Consider the following 15,613-nt stretch of genomic DNA (forward strand, 5'->3'; position numbering starts at 1 on the left):
GCTCAGGAGCTTTTCGATGTACTGACACTGCGTTGTCTTGCTCTTGCAGGACTGCCGGGCGGCACTCTGCTTTAGCCGGGAGAGCGGTATTTCTGCAGAAGAAAATTTAGCGACTGCCCTGACGTTCTCCCGGCTAAAGCCGGTCCTACGGGATGAGCGCGGTCTCTGTGGGAGCGAGGCTTGCCCGCGATAGGGTTTTGGTGATCTACCTGAAAGGTCGCGGTGTCTGCATCGCGGGCAAGCCCAGCTCCCACAAAATCCGGCGGTGCCGAATCACAGACGCTTACGGCCTTTGTTCCGGGCTTTCACGCGTTGCTCTCGAACTTTGACCAGTTCATCCCGCATTTCCCGATGCCTTTTCGAGTTGAGCATCAGCAGCCCAAGCAAAGGGAAAAGTATTCCAGTGGTGTAGGAGAACATGTGCGGCCTGTAGCTAAAGGTGAGTAGCACCGTGAGCAGGCTGATTATCAGCAATGCGACGATGATCCAGACACCCCAGGTCCTCCCCCGGATCATCATGAAATTACCGAAACACAGGACCACCGAGAGCGCGATGGCTGCCATCGCCGAGTAGCTACCCCGCTCGGAATACTCGCGAAAGTAAGTACTGCTTGCCAATGAGATGGCGACACTTATGGAAAATACCGCGAGAAAGAATGCGCCGATGAATGTTGGGAAGTATCTGGCAAGGAAGGCTTGTAAGCCGTCGGTCTGCATCATGGTGCTAGCTCCTCGTAAAGACCGACCGCGATGCTTTGAACTGTGCCGCTGCCTACCAAACCGATAGATGCTCCCAGCGCGTCTTGTATCTGGGTGCGTGTGGCATGCTGTATTTGCGTGGGAGTAAAGCGTTTCGTGAGAGCGCCGGATTGCTGCTTTAGTTTTAGCAATTTGCTTGTGAGCTCCGGGTGCTTAAGCGTGAGCAACTCCTCCGTCAAAGCTTTACGCTGCTGTCTGGACAGGCCTTTCGACGTTTCATACCAGCTACGGCCTGTGGCTGCCTTACGAGCCTGTAAAAACCTGAGTGTTGTCAGTCCTGATGCACCAACTCCTAGCAGAGAAACAGCATCCAGAACGGGCGTAACGTTACGGTACCAGTTAGCGTCGTCCATCGAGTCGTTAGCTAATGGGTCGTCTGTTTCATTGTAGGTGCGCACCATTCCAATTACACATTGCCCGGTACTTGCAGTCGCAGCAGCAACCCCAATCCCCGCAACCACAATACTAGCCCCCGCCGTAAACGGCACCGCCACCGTTCCGCTGAACACCACGAGCCAGCCCAGTATTGCGCCAGCGCACGACAGGGTGGCGCCGACCGCTTCCTTGACCACACGTGATTCGCGGGGGTTGTTTTGCACCTCGTGGGCAAACTGGGCGGGGGCGATGTATTTCTTGGCTTCGCGCAGGATGATGCGCTTGGGCTGGATGCTGCAGATGGGCGTGAATTCGCGCAGTGTGACGACGTTGAAGTCGGCGTCGATGTAGACCACGCCAGCACCCACGATGCCGGGGTCGGCATCAATCGCGGCGAACAGCCGGGGCAGGTTGATGCGGCTTTCGATGCGTTGGCGGGCCAGGAATTGAGAGGGGTTGTTGCTCAGTCCGGTGAGAATCTGGGTCATGTTGTTTCTTCCTTGTCATGCACGATAAACCGCCAGCAGCCCCCTCAGGCAGAGAGGGCCGATGGCGGTTATCGATTACAGCGACAGCCAGCCAATCAAACGTTAGGGCAAGGAACCGGAGCCCAGTCGCCTACGTCAGGGCTTTTGCACATGCCCTCAACCTGGCTTTTACCAGCAGTAGCGACTTTGTCGCTTTCAGCCTGCTTGGCTTTGGCGTCGACCAGGGTTTTCTCGGTCTTCACGGCTTCTTGTGGAACGACCGGCAGTTTGGCTTTCGCTGGCTGCTTGGTCTTTTTCTTGGTGGTCGCTGCGGCAGCTGGAGCGGCGTCGGCTGCAGCCACGGTTGCTACGTCGGTGCGCTGTACGCCGACTTGTTGCAGGTCTTTTTCGTAAGCCTGGGTGTAGTTGCTCAGGTCTTCACTGGCACGACCGTTTACGGCAGTGATCAGGTCGTTGGACTCTTTCAGGCCCGATACGATTTCCGCCAGGCGCTTACGGCCTTCGGTGTCGTTGATGGTCTTGGCTTTGCGGGCCGTCATCAGGTTGGCGAACTGCTGCTGATAGCAGGACTGAGAAGCACGAGCGTAAGCAGTGCTGCGGTCGATGTCAGCGGCGCTTTTGTTGATGTCGCCTGCGTACGAAGCGATACGTTGCTTGTCATCGGTGATCTGCTTCTGACGCTCGGTGTAGTAACCGGCTGCGCCGCCGACCAATGCCCCGCCCGCTGCGCCGATGGCAGCGTTGCGGCCACGCTTCTCCGAGTCACCGGTCAATGCGCCGGCCAGTGCGCCACCCACAGCGCCCAGTGCGGCACCGGTAGCGACCGATTTGGTCATGTCCGAATCAGTGCTGCGCAGGTGTTGTACCGGCTCGTAGCATGTCGGGTAGTACTCGACCTTGGTGGTCGCGCCTACTTTGGACACTGGCGAGCTGGCGCAACCGGTAAGAATGACCGCGCCAAAACCAGCCGCGGTCATCATCAGAGCGCGACCAGTGGAACGGGTGAGCAGGGGTTTACGGGACAAAAGCATATTTGCGTTCTCTTCTTTAGTTTGGACTAGCCCGACGCGGCTTACAGCCGCCCGAGTCCCCTCTGTATTTGCAAGACTACGACGGGTCATTGCTGACCTGCCGATGCAAGCAATTCCTTCAATATCGCCGCCGGATCAGCCCGCTTTTGCTGGCGGTAGTTGCCGACATGACGCACGAATAGTGTTGCCCGTGTCACCAGACTCTTGCCGATGATCGGTTTGCGATTGAGTTCTTCCTTGATGCGCTGGAATTGCGCCTGGATCACCGCATCGGTGTAGCGAGTGCCCGTGGCCAGGTTGTCGATGTAGATCGCAACGGCGCCATCCAGCGCGCTACGGCCGTTGTCCAGGGCGGTACCAAACAGCTTGGCCGTCGCTTCATCTTTTGCGTCCAGCGCCTGTTGCTGGCTCTTTTTGAGATTGGTCAGGCGGATGTTGTAGTTGCTGATGGTTTCAGCCACCAATGCCGCTGACTGAATCAGGTTGCCTGCGGCCTCTTCGCGCTGTCGGGCGATCAGCGAGACATTGCGCTTGAGCTCTTCGTTGACCAGTCCCAACTCGGCTTGCAGACGTGGATCGGCACTGGCGGCGATGATGCTGTCCAGACGCTTGGTCGGATCCTGAGCGTCATCAATGGCGTCGGTCAGCGAGGCCAGACGACCTTCCTTTTCCCATTGAGTGAACAGCTCTTTGTAGCGTGAGCGGGGTGCCGACAGCGCGCCAATGGCAACCCGAAAGCCGGTGGTTTCATTGCTTTGTTCGGTACCGTCGGCGGCAAACAGCGGGTACTCGCGGCGCATGCCGGTAAACAGCGTGCCTTCGCCCTCAAGGTAGTTGCCGCCCTTGGCAACGAAACCTCCGTAGGTGCCCTGGCGACGCCCGGCATGAACCAGCTGGAAAGACTCCTGAACCATTTCCGCCGCGTTGCCGATGACGTCGAACATGCCGATGGGGTTAGGCAGTTTGGTGCCAATGGGCGTCAGTCTTGCGGCCTGGCCGGTACCGCCCGCCACCTGATTGAAGACCGCCCAGTCTGCGAGCGGGCCGTCGCTTTCGCTTCCTTCAACACGGCGAGGGAACAGCCGTGCTTCTAGCTCCTGCCGACTGACCGCCTGGCCGCCACGCGCCGCGAACTCCCATTCCACTTCAGTGGGCAGGCGAACGAATCCGATACCACCGTCCTCGACGTCGTTACCGCGGCCGCTGACCGGCAGCAGGTCGCGATGGTTTTTCATCAGCCAGGCGCTGTAGACCGCCGCAAAGCGTTCGGCTTCGAAGCGCGACAGTTTGACCTTCGGCAAGCGAGCGGCCATGCCTTGGGGCTCTTCGCATGCCGGGGCAGGTTCACCGCTGGCCAGCGACTGAGCCTGAGCCATGACTTGCGCGTATTGACGCGCCGTGACTTCGTACTTGCCGATGAAGTACATCATCGGCTTGAGCGGCGTGCCCTTGTCGGTTTTGGGCAGTACTGGGCCAATGGTCTTGCCCCAGTCACTGGACAAGTCCTTGAGGGTGAACTGACCGTTGATGAAGTCGCGCCGATAGCCGGAAATAAACGACTGTTTGTAGCCAGGCTCGCCTTCGCTGAACGGATAGCCGAGGCTGATTTCGCGATCATCCAGGCTGCCTTGCGCGAGGATGTAAACGTAGCGAAAGACCATTTCGCCGTCACAAGGCAGCGGCAGGCTGACGTCATCCGGCAGTGGCTTGGGGTTATCCAGTTTGTCGGTATCGTCGGCCAGCACCTGACCGGCCATACACAGCGACACAACAGCCAAGGCCAGCGCGGCTTTGCGAAACTCAAACATCTCGAATTCCTTCTGAAGCTTCAATTCGTGCCACGCGCCAGCCGCCCATCGCCGCCGCGCTGAGGCTGGCACCGAGCACCGCGAGCAGGGCGACGAGGTAGTGAACAGGTAGCAGGTGACTGGCGTACTCGTTGGTTGCCTGCGCGAACAATCGGTTCAGTCCAGTTTCGGCCAGGCCATACACGCCGGCCGCGAGCAGGGCCGCCAGCCCGCCGCTGTAGAGAGCCTGGAGCACCACGAACAGCAGCAGCGCGCCGGTACTGAAACCGAGCAAACGCAAGACCGATAGCTCACGCCGCTTACGCTCAACGGCCGCCAGCGCTCCGGCGAAAATAGCCGCGAATGCACCGGTGACGGCCAGCCCGGCAATGATCCAGAAGGTGATGGACAGGTTGTTGCTCAGGGACCGAACCTGGTCGATGGCCTGTGCCTGAGTGGAAACCAGTTGTCCGCTGTCAGCGAAATAGCGGCGCAGGGATTCGACGCCATCAAGGTCGCTTGCATACAGCCGGAACGCCGGATAGACCCGCTTTTGCGCAGACGTTGTAGGGTCGCCTGACCAGCCCAGCGCTGTGACTTCACGGCCATCGCGGTAATCTTCGGCTGCCTCCAGCAGGCTCAGCGTTGCGAACATTGCATCGCGCTCGAAGGCTGCCAGAGGCAACACCGCCAGCACTTGCAGACGAGTGCGTTGCACCTGTGCCTGACCGGCGACTTGCCGGGTGAAAGAGGCGTCTAGCCAATCGCCCGGTTTGCTGCCAAGTTTTTCCGCAGCGGTATGACTGAGGACCAGACTGTTGATCTGAACCGGCACTTTCAGACCTTCCAGCAGCGGGTCACCGGCTGCCGTGGGGATCATCTCGACGTTCACCGCCGGACCTGCCGCCTGGCTGTTCAAATCTGCGGTGGCTGCGATTTGTCGGGTGCGCGGTATGGCGAATGCCACGTCAGGCCGTAGTGCCAGGAGTTCGACGAAGCCTCGGGTGAAGCGGCCGCCGCCCATGGGGATTACTTCGCGCACGCCGGGATCTTGTTCCAGACGTTGGGTCAGGCTACTGATCAGGCCGAACTTGAGTCCAAACAGCACCAGCAGCGGTGCGATCACGGCCACCAATGCCAGCACGGCACAGGCCGAAAGGCGTGCATCGGCGCGGTAATCTTGCCAGGCCAGGCTGGCCACTAGAGAAGGGCGCATCAGCGGGCCTCCTCAAGGGTTGCCGTGACACCGCCGTCCGGGTCGCGTCGGCAAGCAATCCGCAGGCAACGCAGGCCGTTTGTACGAGCCAGTGTTTCGTCGTGGGTGGCGATCACGCAGCAGGTCTGCTGATCTGCCGCGCCTCTGAGCAGAAGCTGCATGACCCTGTTGGCATTGAACGGGTCCAGTGCGGCGGTGGGTTCATCGGCCAGTACCAATTGCGGCGAGTGAGCCAGCGCACGGGCGCAACTGACTCGTTGGCGCTGCCCAACGGAAAGCGAAGGTGGCTTCTTGTGCAGTTGGTCGGCGATTTCCAGTTGCTCGGCCAGGCGCTGCACGCGGCCGTCGTCCTTCAGGCCGAGTAACTGGCGGGGCAGGGTGATGTTGCCGCGCACATCGAGATAGCTCAGCAGGCCGCCGGTTTGCAGTACGTAACCCAGATGACGGCTGCGCAATTGCGCCAGGTGGTTCTGCTGCGCGTTACGCCACAGGCCACCGATGTCGAATTCGCCTTGTGACGTCGAGAAGTCAAAACGCTGGGCATGATCCGGCGACGACACCAGCGCCAGCAGATCCAGCAGCGTGCTCTTGCCACTGCCGCTTGGCCCAAGCAACGCCCATTGTTGCCCGGCAGTCAGCTCCAGGCGCGGAATCACCAGGCTGTAACGCTGGCTGCCCGAGCCTCGCGTCTTGCGCACATCTCGCAGGCTGAGCATCAGGGCAGCGTCGAAAGCGGGACGCGATACAGCGCGTCGCCCGGCTCGGCGTCGCCGAACCGGACCCAGTTGGCCAGATCATTGTGGAAGGTTTCGTAGAGACGGATTTTCGAATCCAGTTCGTCGATGAAGTCTTCCTGTTCCGCCACGCTCAACGACAGCCACAAGTCCTGAGTCATGCTCAACGCCTTGCTGCGATAAGGCAGGCCATCAAGGTATTCACCGAGGACGCCGCCTTCGGCCAGTTTTGCGCCTTTGCGCAGTGCCGAAGGATCACGACTCATGTAGGCGCTGGCGCTGGCGATTTCCTGGAAAAAGTCCTTCGGTGATGTCTTGGTTTTGCGAGCGGCATCAACGATCAGCTTCAGGGATTGCTGCAGGTCGTTGAGCTGCAACTTGGTCAGCATGACGCAGACCTGAAACGCGGGCAGCGTCGGGTTGGTCAGGTCGCGGTCAGCGGCCCAGGCGCTGACCAGTTGCGGGGCCTGACTCGCCGATTTACGCCCAAGGAAATCCATGTGCATCGCATAACCGATGGCCGCTGACTTGTCGGCAACGCTGGGCGCAGCAGCCAGATTTGGCACAGCCTGCGGTTGGTTGCTGCGTACCTGATGCACAAGGTCGGCGAATACCGTGCCGATCTCATCGACTTGCGCGCCGAATTTGCTGACATCACCGCCCGCGACAGGGATGTAAAGATCACCGATTTTCGGGTTGGCGTCGGCGGTCAGCGTTCGATATTGCTGCTCTGCCTGCGCATGGTTTTTCTTGCCGGCGTCGGTGCGCAAGTGCAGCGCATAGATTTTGATCTGCTTGCTCAGCGCCGCCTGACGGACCTCCGCCTCGTTCATTTGCGTGCTGCTGTAAGGGTCGTTTTTGCGCAGAGAACCGGCATCACTGACCAGCAGGATCAGGCGCCCGCCGTAGCCTGACCAATCCATGTCGTTGACTGCCCGCATGACCCCGGCGAATGAATCTTCGTTGAAGGAATGGCTCGATACCGAGGTTGCCTTGACCTGACTGGCCAGTTGCATGAATCGCTCTGGATCGCGACCCTGATCAAGGGTGATCAGGGTTTTACTCAAGTATTCCAGTCCAGGGGTCTTACTGACATTGTTGCGAAACCCGACCATCCCGAAGCTGACATTGTCCAGCTCACCGCGCTGAGCGATCTTGCTCTGCAGTTCTTGCACGACGGTGCGAACCTGATCGATGTAGGGCTGCATCGACACCGACGTGTCCACAACCAGCACGACTGCCGTGCGGAAGTTGTCGGTGCTGGCCTGTGGTTTAGCGTTCGCGCTATCGGCAGATTTGCGTTGCTCGCTGCCGGGGTCTATGGACGCCACATTCAACAACTGAACAGGCTGGCCGTTTTCATCGAAGGTTTCCCGGGATTCGAAGATTGGCAACAGGTAGAACTGATCCGGCGGTACTGCGCTGGCGCTTGGCTCCAGTGCCAGCACCTGCTGGCTATCGTCCGGGTCGTTTTGTGCCTTGAGCAACAGGTTTCTTGCGGCGGTGGTGTTGCTCAGCATGTTTTCCAGTTCGCCGGGCTGGCGCAGGAACATCACGGGTGAACGGCCGGAGCGCTCAGTGAATTTAAGCACCAGGCTTTGTTTCCAGTCGCTGATCTGAGCAGCAGGCAGCCAGCCTTCGCTGCGTCCATCGCTGGCCGGGCCGACGCGTAGCCACTGGGTGCCATCGACGGTCTGGCGCTGGTAAACGTAAAGCACAGAAAACGAAGGCAGCGGTTTGCTTGCCTGACCACCCGGTTCGCTCGCATAGCTCGCGCCGGGCTTGCTCAACACACGCTGGAACAGGGTTTTCTTGCCGGGCATCAACAGTGGGCGCTGTCCGCCATCGGCGTTGGCTGCAAGGGCCGGATCCACCGCTGACGATTGACCAACAGGCGCTGTGTTTGCCGCTGAAGAGCGGGGTGTTGTCGGTGCGTTGTCTGTCTGGGTCGTTCCCGTTGAGCTTTGTGAGCTCATCCACCAGTAACCTCCGCCCGCAAGGCCCAGTGCAGCAGCGATTGCGACACCGAGCAACGCCAGCATCGGGCCTCGACGCTGGCCGGAAGTCTCCGTTTTTTCAGCTGTCGGTTTTGCCAATGGGGGCGTCGGCGACGTTGGCGCGCTGCGGGGAATCTCGATGGACTCCGGGGTGATTCCGGCCAGATCAAGACCTGCCTGTGGTGGAATCGGCAGCGTTTGAATGAGCGTGCTTTCAGTCGCTGCCGACGGCAGGTTATCCAGCGCGGCAATCAGTTGTTCGGCATTGGCAAAACGCTCCGCCGGGTCCTTGGCCAACAGCCGACGCAGGATGTCCTGATAGCGGTCATGATGGATTGGCAGCTCTGGCAACGGCTCGGTCAGGTGGGCCAGCGCAGTGGAGAGTGCGTCGACGCCGGTATACGGCAGCCTGCCGACGAGGATCTCGTAAAGCACCACGCCCAGGGCATACAGGTCGGCGCGCCCGTCGATGTCCTGTCCGCGAGCCTGTTCGGGACTCATGTAGCTGGGCGTGCCCACGGTGAAACCGGCCTGAGTGAACTGCGTGCGGTCGTCCAGGGATTTGGCGATGCCGAAGTCCGATAGCACCGCTGTGCCGTCGGCACGGAACAGGATGTTGGCCGGTTTCACATCGCGATGGACCAGCCCTTGAGCGTGCGCGTAACCCAGCGCGGAGGCGATCTGGCGGATGAACAGCAAGCCCTGCTCGGGGCTCAGGCCCTCAGCGATGCGTTCCTTCAGCGTGCCATTGGGCAAGTATTCCATGGCCATGTAGTACAGCTCGTCTACATTGCCGATGTCATGGATGGTGACGGTGTGCGGATGCGACAACCGCGCGAGGGTGCGTCCTTCGCGCAGGAAGCGCTCGCAGAAGCTGGGGTCGGCGGCGAGCGACGCGGCCATGATCTTTAGCGCCACCTTGCGTTGCAGTGAACGCTGGGTCGCCAGATAGACCGTGGCCATGGCGCCTTCGCCAATCTCACCTTCTATGTCAAAACCGGGTATCGAGATATCCATGGATGCTTTCTTCAGTTGGCTTTGACGACGATTGCCGTGATGTTGTCGGGGGCGCCACGCGTCAGCCCGAGGTGTATCAGGCTGCGCACCACCTGATACGGGTCGCTGTGGCCAAGTACGTCGCGAATTTCATGATCTTCAGCGGTCTTGTTCAGGCCGTCGCTGCACAGCAGATAGGTGTCGCCGGGGACGATCTGAAGCGGCACCATGGCCAGCTCCAGTCCTTCCTCCACGCCAATGGCGCGGGTCACGATGTTGGCGCGCGGGTGCACTCTGGCCTGTGCTTCGCTGAGAAGACCGCTGTCTTGCAAGTCCTGGACGTAACTGTGATCTCGGGAGAGGCTTTCCAGTACACCGTCGCGCAAGCGATACAGGCGGCTGTCACCGGCCCACAGGCACACGCCTTCGTCCTCTCTTACGGCGAGCAACACCAGCGTGCTGCCCATCATGCTCACGCCACGGGTTTTGGTTTCTTCGCGCACCGTCGCGTTGACCTCGGCCATCCGGGACCGCAACTCGCGGGTGTACAGCGACAGATCCTGCGACACCGGAATACCCCGCAGACTGTCCACGATCAGGCTGCTGACATAGTCCCCGGCGGCGTGACCACCCATGCCGTCGGCCACAGCCCACAGACCGTTTTCGGTCAGCTCCAGCGAGGCATCTTCATTGATCTTGCGCACCATGCCGACGTGGCTGTAGCAGGCAGATTTATAGGTGATGCGAGACATCTAGTTCGTGGCTCCTTGCCCAAGCAGAAAACTGCCGAATTGCGCGGCGGCTGGCAGCCCTGCGCAATGCAGCAGCCCCGGCGCGATCTGTTCCGAGCCCTTGCCCCACCACAGACTCGCGTGGTCGCAGGCCTTGTCCACCAGTGCCGCGCTGCGCTGCGCAGGTTCCGTCGCGGAAATTCGCTGCAAACCGGCAAAGTTGCTCACAGGCTGTCGGGGCGTGGCAGGCAGTGCGCCCAGCGCTTGCAGGCTGCTGTCAAACGTTTCGAAGCTGGCGCCTTCGTCCAGCGTCGAGAGCAGCAATGCTTCGGTCTGTTCGAACCAGTCTTCAGGGCCGGTCACCACTGCGCCAAGGCTGTAATCGCTGGCCATAGGTTGAGCCACGGTCAGCGGAAAATAACGTCCGACCCGGTCAATACTCGGCATCAGCACACCCACCACGGCATCAGGCCCGCACACGCCGGGGGCCAGTGCGAAACGCCAGAGCGGGCTGACCAGATAGGCGTCCAGCCACTGGCTGCCCAGTTGCTGTTGGCTGGCGAGCAACCCGGCTGCGAGCCAGGCGTCCCAAGGCTTGATAAAGCTCTGCGGCAGGCCACGGCTGACAAAGTCGCCGCGGCTGGCCAGCTTGCCGTAAAACCCTGTCGTCATAACCGCTCCGGCAGGCTGAAGCCGCTGAGGACGCGACTCTTGAATGGGTTGAAAGCACTGTTGGCGCGCAGCTCGTAGGAGATGCTCGCGCTGTCGACCCGCAGGCGCAGATTGAAGCGGTCTGGCGAGCTGCCCGCGACCAGATCCGATTGCTCCAGCAGACGGAACCAGGCCCACGGGCCGTCCAGGGTAATGGCCGAGCGACCACTGGCCGATGGCGGCGAAATGGACATACGGACCACGCCGATGCTCCCGGCATTCGGCCATTGCATCGCCACAGGGCGGCTCGGGCCATGGTCGTAACTGATCTGCTGACCATCAAGGTCGAGCAGGAACTGGGTGATCGAAGCATCCATGGCCACCGGTTTCAGCTCGAAGCGCACCATCGGTTGGGTTCCACCTGAACGGAAGAACGCATCACGGATCGCCGCAGCACGCTGGAAGGTCTGCAGCACGCCTGCATTGATCCCCAGTTTCTGTGCTGCACCGGGCTGCCAGCGCCAGGTGGAAGCCGATGTATCGACGTAAGGTTGCAGGTATCTGCGGAAGTAGTTGTCCATCACTCCGCCAACCCCGAAGAACTGGCCGAAGTCATCCAGCGTGGCATCGCGATTGCTGCCGGGCGACAGGGGATAACGCCCGCTCAGGGACTGGCGATAAACGTTGACCACCTCGCTCACCCAGGCCGCGTTCAACTGGTTTCGCACACCGCCCATCATCGTATTGGTGGTGGAGCTGACCACTGATTTGACCAGCCCCTGCACCAGAGGCGGTTGGCGCTCCGCCGTCAGGCTGACGCGTTGTGCTGCGGCCGTGGCCGAGTTTTTCGCTTCGCCAAGCAGCGCATCACCGCTGGCACCGACCATGGCGCTGACCTGTACATACAGCGCGTTCATGTCCGCCAACAGACCGTCAATGGCAGCCGGTTCGCCTTCGCCCTTGCTGACCAGGCTGTTGAGTTCGGCAAAGTGCGCACTGACCGGGTCTTCGCTGCTGACCGGCGTTGCGGTGTTGCTGGCCGGTTGTTCCTGACCCAGCAATGAGCCGAGCTTTTGCTTGAGCTGATCGACATTGCCGTCGACTTTCTTGCCTTGAGCGGCGAGGAGTTTTTCTTCCTGTTGCAGGTCTGTTTCTTTGGCGACGGCCACCAGCAGTTTCTTCAAGGGCGAAGAAGGTCCGGAGAGGACGCGCAGCACGTCTGCGGCTTGTGCCACGCTGGTGATGGGCACGAAGTCGATGTCGGCGAGCAGGGCGTCCCAGTTTCTCAGGTAGTCCTGGAAATACAGACGCCTGACGTCCGCGGCCAGACTGGCAACATTCTGTTGATCAGCCTGATCGCGGCCCAGCACCCATTGCTCTTCTGCCAGCGTGCCCGCTTGCGTCAGGCTGGTGGCCAGAAAGGCTTCCCGATAGCCCTTGGCGGTAAAAAAGCCGCTCAAAGGATCGCCCAACGGTTTTCCACTCTTGCGCGCAAACACCAGTGGCGCATCGCGACCGGCCGCCTCACTGAGGCGAAAGTCAGCGACGCCTTCGGGCAGTTTGTGTCGCTTGACCCGGTCATAAACGCGTTGCGCAACAGGCAACTGTTGCAGCTGGCGGCGCAGGTCGTCGATCAGGCGCTGGTCCAGGCGTGCGTTAGGCGGGTGGCGCTCGAACAGCGCCTGCAGATGTTCACCCAATTGCTGGCGTTGTTCCGGCGGCAGGTCGCGGGGCAGGTTTTGGTCCCAGTCCAGAGCAATCCATGCCTTGATGAAGTCAGGGTCGTAATGCTCGTTGTCGGCGAGCATCAGGTAGGCCTTCAGACCTTCGTACAGGTAATCGGAACTGCCACCGCTGTGGAGTTGCTCTTCAATGCGCGTCACCAGGCGTGGTGCGAAGACCGCGATGAGGAGTTTGCGATAGACGCTGCCGGACTCTGCCTCAAGCATGTCGCCTTGATAAAGCCCCAGCCCCTCAGACCAGTCCGGTGCGTCACCTGCCAGATGCTTGACCGCATTGAGCAATGGCAATACCGCCAGCACATCGCGTTGTGCCGGGCTCAGGTTTTGTACGCTTTGGCCCAAAGGCGCGACCTTCTGATCGACCTGAGCGATGTACGCCTGGTTGGCGCGATAACTGACCCACCACAATGCACTGACCGTCAGCACCACTGCGATGGTCGCTGCCAGAACCCCACGGGCAATCCATTTGCGGCGCTGTTCGACTTTCGGGTTGACGCCCACCAGTCCCCGCTCGGCAAACGCCACGGCGGTGAACAGCTTGTGGATGAAATAACTGCGCCCGGTGCCGCTCTGGCGCGCCAGATGCTGGCGGTCCAGGCTCATGCTTTGGGCCATGGCGCCGATTAGACGGTCAATCGGGCTGCCTTCCTGGGTGCCGCTGGTGAAATACACCCCGCGCAGCAAAGCTCGGTCTTCGTAAGCGTTGGGTTTGAACACCCCGTCCAGGAAGCTTTGCAGACAATCTTTCAACGCGCCGAATTGCTGGGGGAAGCCGTAGATCAAATCGCGCCGCGCCGGATCCCGCTCCTGCTGCAAGCGCTCCACCAGACGTGCGTTGATTCGTTGCTCCAGCAGGGCGAACTCATTGAGGAATTCAGCCAGCGGGCCTTGCGCGTTTTTACCGTCGTCGAGGGCGAAGGTCATCCCCCAGACCTGCTCACGCTCCTCTTTGCTCAAGGCATCGAAGAACTCCATGAAGCCAGGCACCAGATCCAGCTTTGTCAGCATCAGGTAGATCGGGAAACGCACGCCGAGCTGGGTATACAGCTCTTGAATACGCGCGCGGATTGCAACGGCATGCGCCTCACGCTCAGCATCAGTGCCGAGCAACAGGTCAGACAGACTGATGGCAATGAAAGCGCCGTCGATAGGACGCCGCGAACGCTGATTTTTCAGCAGGTCCAGAAAGCCCAGCCACGCGGCTTTATCGACCTGCGCATGGCTGTCCTGAGTGGTATAGCGGCCGGCGGTATCGAGCAAGACGGCCTGATCGGTGAACCACCAGTCGCAGTTACGCGTCCCGCCCACACCGCGAATCGCGCCCGCACCCATCTGCGCCGCCAGCGGAAAATGCAGACCGGAATTGACCAGCGCAGTGGTCTTGCCCGAACCCGGCGGGCCGATGATCACGTACCACGGCAGTTCGTACAGATTGCGTCGCTCATCGCCGCCCAGTCGGGCTTTCTTGAGCAGTGTCAGCGCTTCGTCCATGCGTTGGCGCAAGGTGGCGAGTTCTTCTGCCGTGGCGACACTGGCCGGGTCCGGAGCCTCTTGCGCAGCCAGGCTTTGCATGACTCTGGCGGCCTGACGACGCGCCTGAACGATGCGAAATACCCGGTATGCGAGCCATGCAGCGAACAGCAGGATGATCAGCGCCCAGCGACGGCCTTCCGGCACCAGGGCTTCGAGCAACGGACCGACAAACCAGATAATCAAACTTAACGCGATCAGGCCCAGAACCGGGACGATCCAGCGAATGAAAAAACCGAAAAACGCCTTCACTCGACCCCCTCCGCCAGAACAGTGATTTCTACCCGGCGATTCTTCGCCCGGCCTTCGCTGGTGTTATTTGGTGCCAGCGGTTCGGTGTCGCTACGCCCTTCGGCGGTAAAGCGCTGCGGCTGACCGGTTTTAGCGGCGAGAATCTGCAACACCTGCTCGGCACGCGCCTGGGACAATGCCCAGTTCGACGGGAAACGCAGGGTGGCGATGGGGCGATTGTCACTATGGCCCGTGACGCGAACCTGGCCTTTGACGTTACGAATCGCGTCGGCGATGCGCAGCATCAGGGGCTGGAAATCGTCGACGATGCTGGCGCTGGCGGAAGCGAAGAGCTCGTCACCACGAATGGTTACCACCGAGCGATCCACAGCGTCTTCCACGGAGACCCGGCCTGCCTTGATCTCATCAGCGAGGAAGCCCGCCAGGCGGGGACGCTCTACCAGCTTGGGCTGCACGACAGGACGGTCAATGGCCTGCACCGGAATTTCACCCAGTGCATGGATATTCTTGAAGACCGGTTCGGCATCGGATGCCAGCTTCAGGCGCAGGCCGAAGAGCAGCAGTAACAGCAGCGCCAGGCCAATGGCTACGCCGACCCAGGGCGGCATGAATTGGGAAAGACGATCACGCGCCACGCTCAGCCCGCGCCAATGAGGCGACAGCTCGCGTTCGTATTCACCCCGTGCACTGCGGATGGCTGCACTGGTCCGCTCACGCAAAGCGTCCAGCTGACTGCGACCGTCATTCATGACCCGATAGCGGCCCTCGAAACCCAGGCACATGCACAGGTACAGCAACTCCAGCAGATACAGGTGTTCGCGCGGGCTTTGCAGGCAATGTTCCAGAAGCTGAAAGACCTTTTCACCGCCCCAGGCTTCGTTGTGCACCGTGATCAGCAGGCTTTGTTTGCCCCACTCACTGGTGCTGCCCCAAGGCGTGCTCAGCACCGCTTCGTCCAGCGCGGTACACAGCGCATAACGGGCCAGCAGCACCTCATTGCGAGCGATACCGGCTGCTTCGGCGTCCTGTTCGAACTGGCGCAGATAACCCAATAGTTGTGCGCGCAGGCTCGCCGGTGCGGGATGCGCGATGGTGCTGCGCAAGCGCGTGAGCAAAGCCAGCAATGGCCCGGCGGCGGACTCCAGCGGGTTCAGGCCTTGCGCCTTGCCGGTCAGCGCCGGGCCGGCGGGAGCAGCAGGTGGGGCCGTCGGTTGCTCCGGATTTACCGGCTGCGGCCCGCGCCCACCGGGTCGCGGCATGAACTGCGTGCGGTCATTGGGGGATTCAAACGGGTTTGAAGGATCGTCGTTCCGGGTCATCGCCA

General features: G+C 60.8%; 11 protein-coding genes. All 11 read right to left on the reverse strand.

The features are described 5' to 3' along the window. Positions 1-273: 273 nt before the first annotated feature. On the reverse strand, positions 274-720 hold the full coding sequence (locus AO242_RS21730; protein WP_099270310.1) for a hypothetical protein: 447 nt from the start codon (positions 718-720) through the stop codon (positions 274-276). After that, positions 717-1,622 carry an NAD synthetase gene (locus tag AO242_RS21735; protein ID WP_027900019.1) on the reverse strand — a complete coding sequence of 302 codons (906 nt, stop codon included), beginning with the start codon at positions 1,620-1,622 and terminating at the stop codon, positions 717-719. Before AO242_RS21735 ends, AO242_RS21730 begins: the two co-directional genes overlap by 4 nt. 95 nt (positions 1,623-1,717) lie before the next feature. Then, complete coding sequence (tagQ, locus tag AO242_RS21740; RefSeq protein ID WP_099270311.1) at positions 1,718-2,653, reverse strand: type VI secretion system-associated lipoprotein TagQ; 936 nt, start codon at positions 2,651-2,653, stop codon at positions 1,718-1,720. Positions 2,654-2,739: 86 nt separating this feature from the next. Continuing rightward, positions 2,740-4,461 carry a formylglycine-generating enzyme family protein gene (locus AO242_RS21745; protein ID WP_099270312.1) on the reverse strand — a complete coding sequence of 574 codons (1,722 nt, stop codon included), beginning with the start codon at positions 4,459-4,461 and terminating at the stop codon, positions 2,740-2,742. Continuing rightward, positions 4,454-5,656: an ABC transporter permease gene (locus AO242_RS21750; protein ID WP_099270313.1), complete on the reverse strand. Its 1,203-nt coding sequence runs from the start codon at positions 5,654-5,656 to the stop codon at positions 4,454-4,456. The genes AO242_RS21745 and AO242_RS21750 overlap by 8 nt, the downstream gene beginning before the upstream one ends. Next, the gene (locus AO242_RS21755; protein ID WP_099270314.1) at positions 5,656-6,372 is read right to left on the reverse strand and encodes an ABC transporter ATP-binding protein; all 717 of its coding nucleotides are present in this window, start codon (positions 6,370-6,372) and stop codon (positions 5,656-5,658) included. The genes AO242_RS21750 and AO242_RS21755 overlap by 1 nt, the downstream gene beginning before the upstream one ends. Next, a complete protein-coding gene (locus AO242_RS21760; RefSeq protein WP_099270315.1) occupies positions 6,372-9,404 on the reverse strand; it encodes a serine/threonine-protein kinase in 3,033 nt (1,010 codons plus the stop codon). The genes AO242_RS21755 and AO242_RS21760 overlap by 1 nt, the downstream gene beginning before the upstream one ends. A gap of 11 nt (positions 9,405-9,415) precedes the next feature. Then, on the reverse strand, positions 9,416-10,135 hold the full coding sequence (locus tag AO242_RS21765; protein WP_099270316.1) for a PP2C family protein-serine/threonine phosphatase: 720 nt from the start codon (positions 10,133-10,135) through the stop codon (positions 9,416-9,418). After that, complete coding sequence (gene tagF, locus AO242_RS21770; RefSeq protein WP_099270317.1) at positions 10,136-10,786, reverse strand: type VI secretion system-associated protein TagF; 651 nt, start codon at positions 10,784-10,786, stop codon at positions 10,136-10,138. Next, a complete protein-coding gene (gene tssM, locus AO242_RS21775) occupies positions 10,783-14,289 on the reverse strand; it encodes a type VI secretion system membrane subunit TssM (RefSeq protein ID WP_099270318.1) in 3,507 nt (1,168 codons plus the stop codon). Before tssM ends, tagF begins: the two co-directional genes overlap by 4 nt. Next, a complete protein-coding gene (locus AO242_RS21780) occupies positions 14,286-15,608 on the reverse strand; it encodes a DotU family type VI secretion system protein (RefSeq protein WP_099270353.1) in 1,323 nt (440 codons plus the stop codon). The genes tssM and AO242_RS21780 overlap by 4 nt, the downstream gene beginning before the upstream one ends. Positions 15,609-15,613 lie beyond the last annotated feature (5 nt).

Source organism: Pseudomonas sp. ICMP 561 (genome assembly GCF_002699985.1).
GTDB classification, from domain to species: domain Bacteria; phylum Pseudomonadota; class Gammaproteobacteria; order Pseudomonadales; family Pseudomonadaceae; genus Aquipseudomonas; species Aquipseudomonas quasicaspiana.

What these genes read in the sequence shown, in the direction of transcription:
- AO242_RS21730 (WP_099270310.1), bottom strand. Translation starts at nt 720, where the DNA reads ATGATGCAGACCGACGGCTTACAAGCCTTCCTTGCCAGATACTTCCCA.
- AO242_RS21735 (WP_027900019.1), bottom strand. Translation starts at nt 1,622, where the DNA reads ATGACCCAGATTCTCACCGGACTGAGCAACAACCCCTCTCAATTCCTG.
- tagQ (WP_099270311.1), bottom strand. Translation starts at nt 2,653, where the DNA reads ATGCTTTTGTCCCGTAAACCCCTGCTCACCCGTTCCACTGGTCGCGCT.
- AO242_RS21745 (WP_099270312.1), bottom strand. Translation starts at nt 4,461, where the DNA reads ATGTTTGAGTTTCGCAAAGCCGCGCTGGCCTTGGCTGTTGTGTCGCTG.
- AO242_RS21750 (WP_099270313.1), bottom strand. Translation starts at nt 5,656, where the DNA reads ATGCGCCCTTCTCTAGTGGCCAGCCTGGCCTGGCAAGATTACCGCGCC.
- AO242_RS21755 (WP_099270314.1), bottom strand. Translation starts at nt 6,372, where the DNA reads ATGCTCAGCCTGCGAGATGTGCGCAAGACGCGAGGCTCGGGCAGCCAG.
- AO242_RS21760 (WP_099270315.1), bottom strand. Translation starts at nt 9,404, where the DNA reads ATGGATATCTCGATACCCGGTTTTGACATAGAAGGTGAGATTGGCGAA.
- AO242_RS21765 (WP_099270316.1), bottom strand. Translation starts at nt 10,135, where the DNA reads ATGTCTCGCATCACCTATAAATCTGCCTGCTACAGCCACGTCGGCATG.
- tagF (WP_099270317.1), bottom strand. Translation starts at nt 10,786, where the DNA reads ATGACGACAGGGTTTTACGGCAAGCTGGCCAGCCGCGGCGACTTTGTC.
- AO242_RS21780 (WP_099270353.1), bottom strand. Translation starts at nt 15,608, where the DNA reads ATGACCCGGAACGACGATCCTTCAAACCCGTTTGAATCCCCCAATGAC.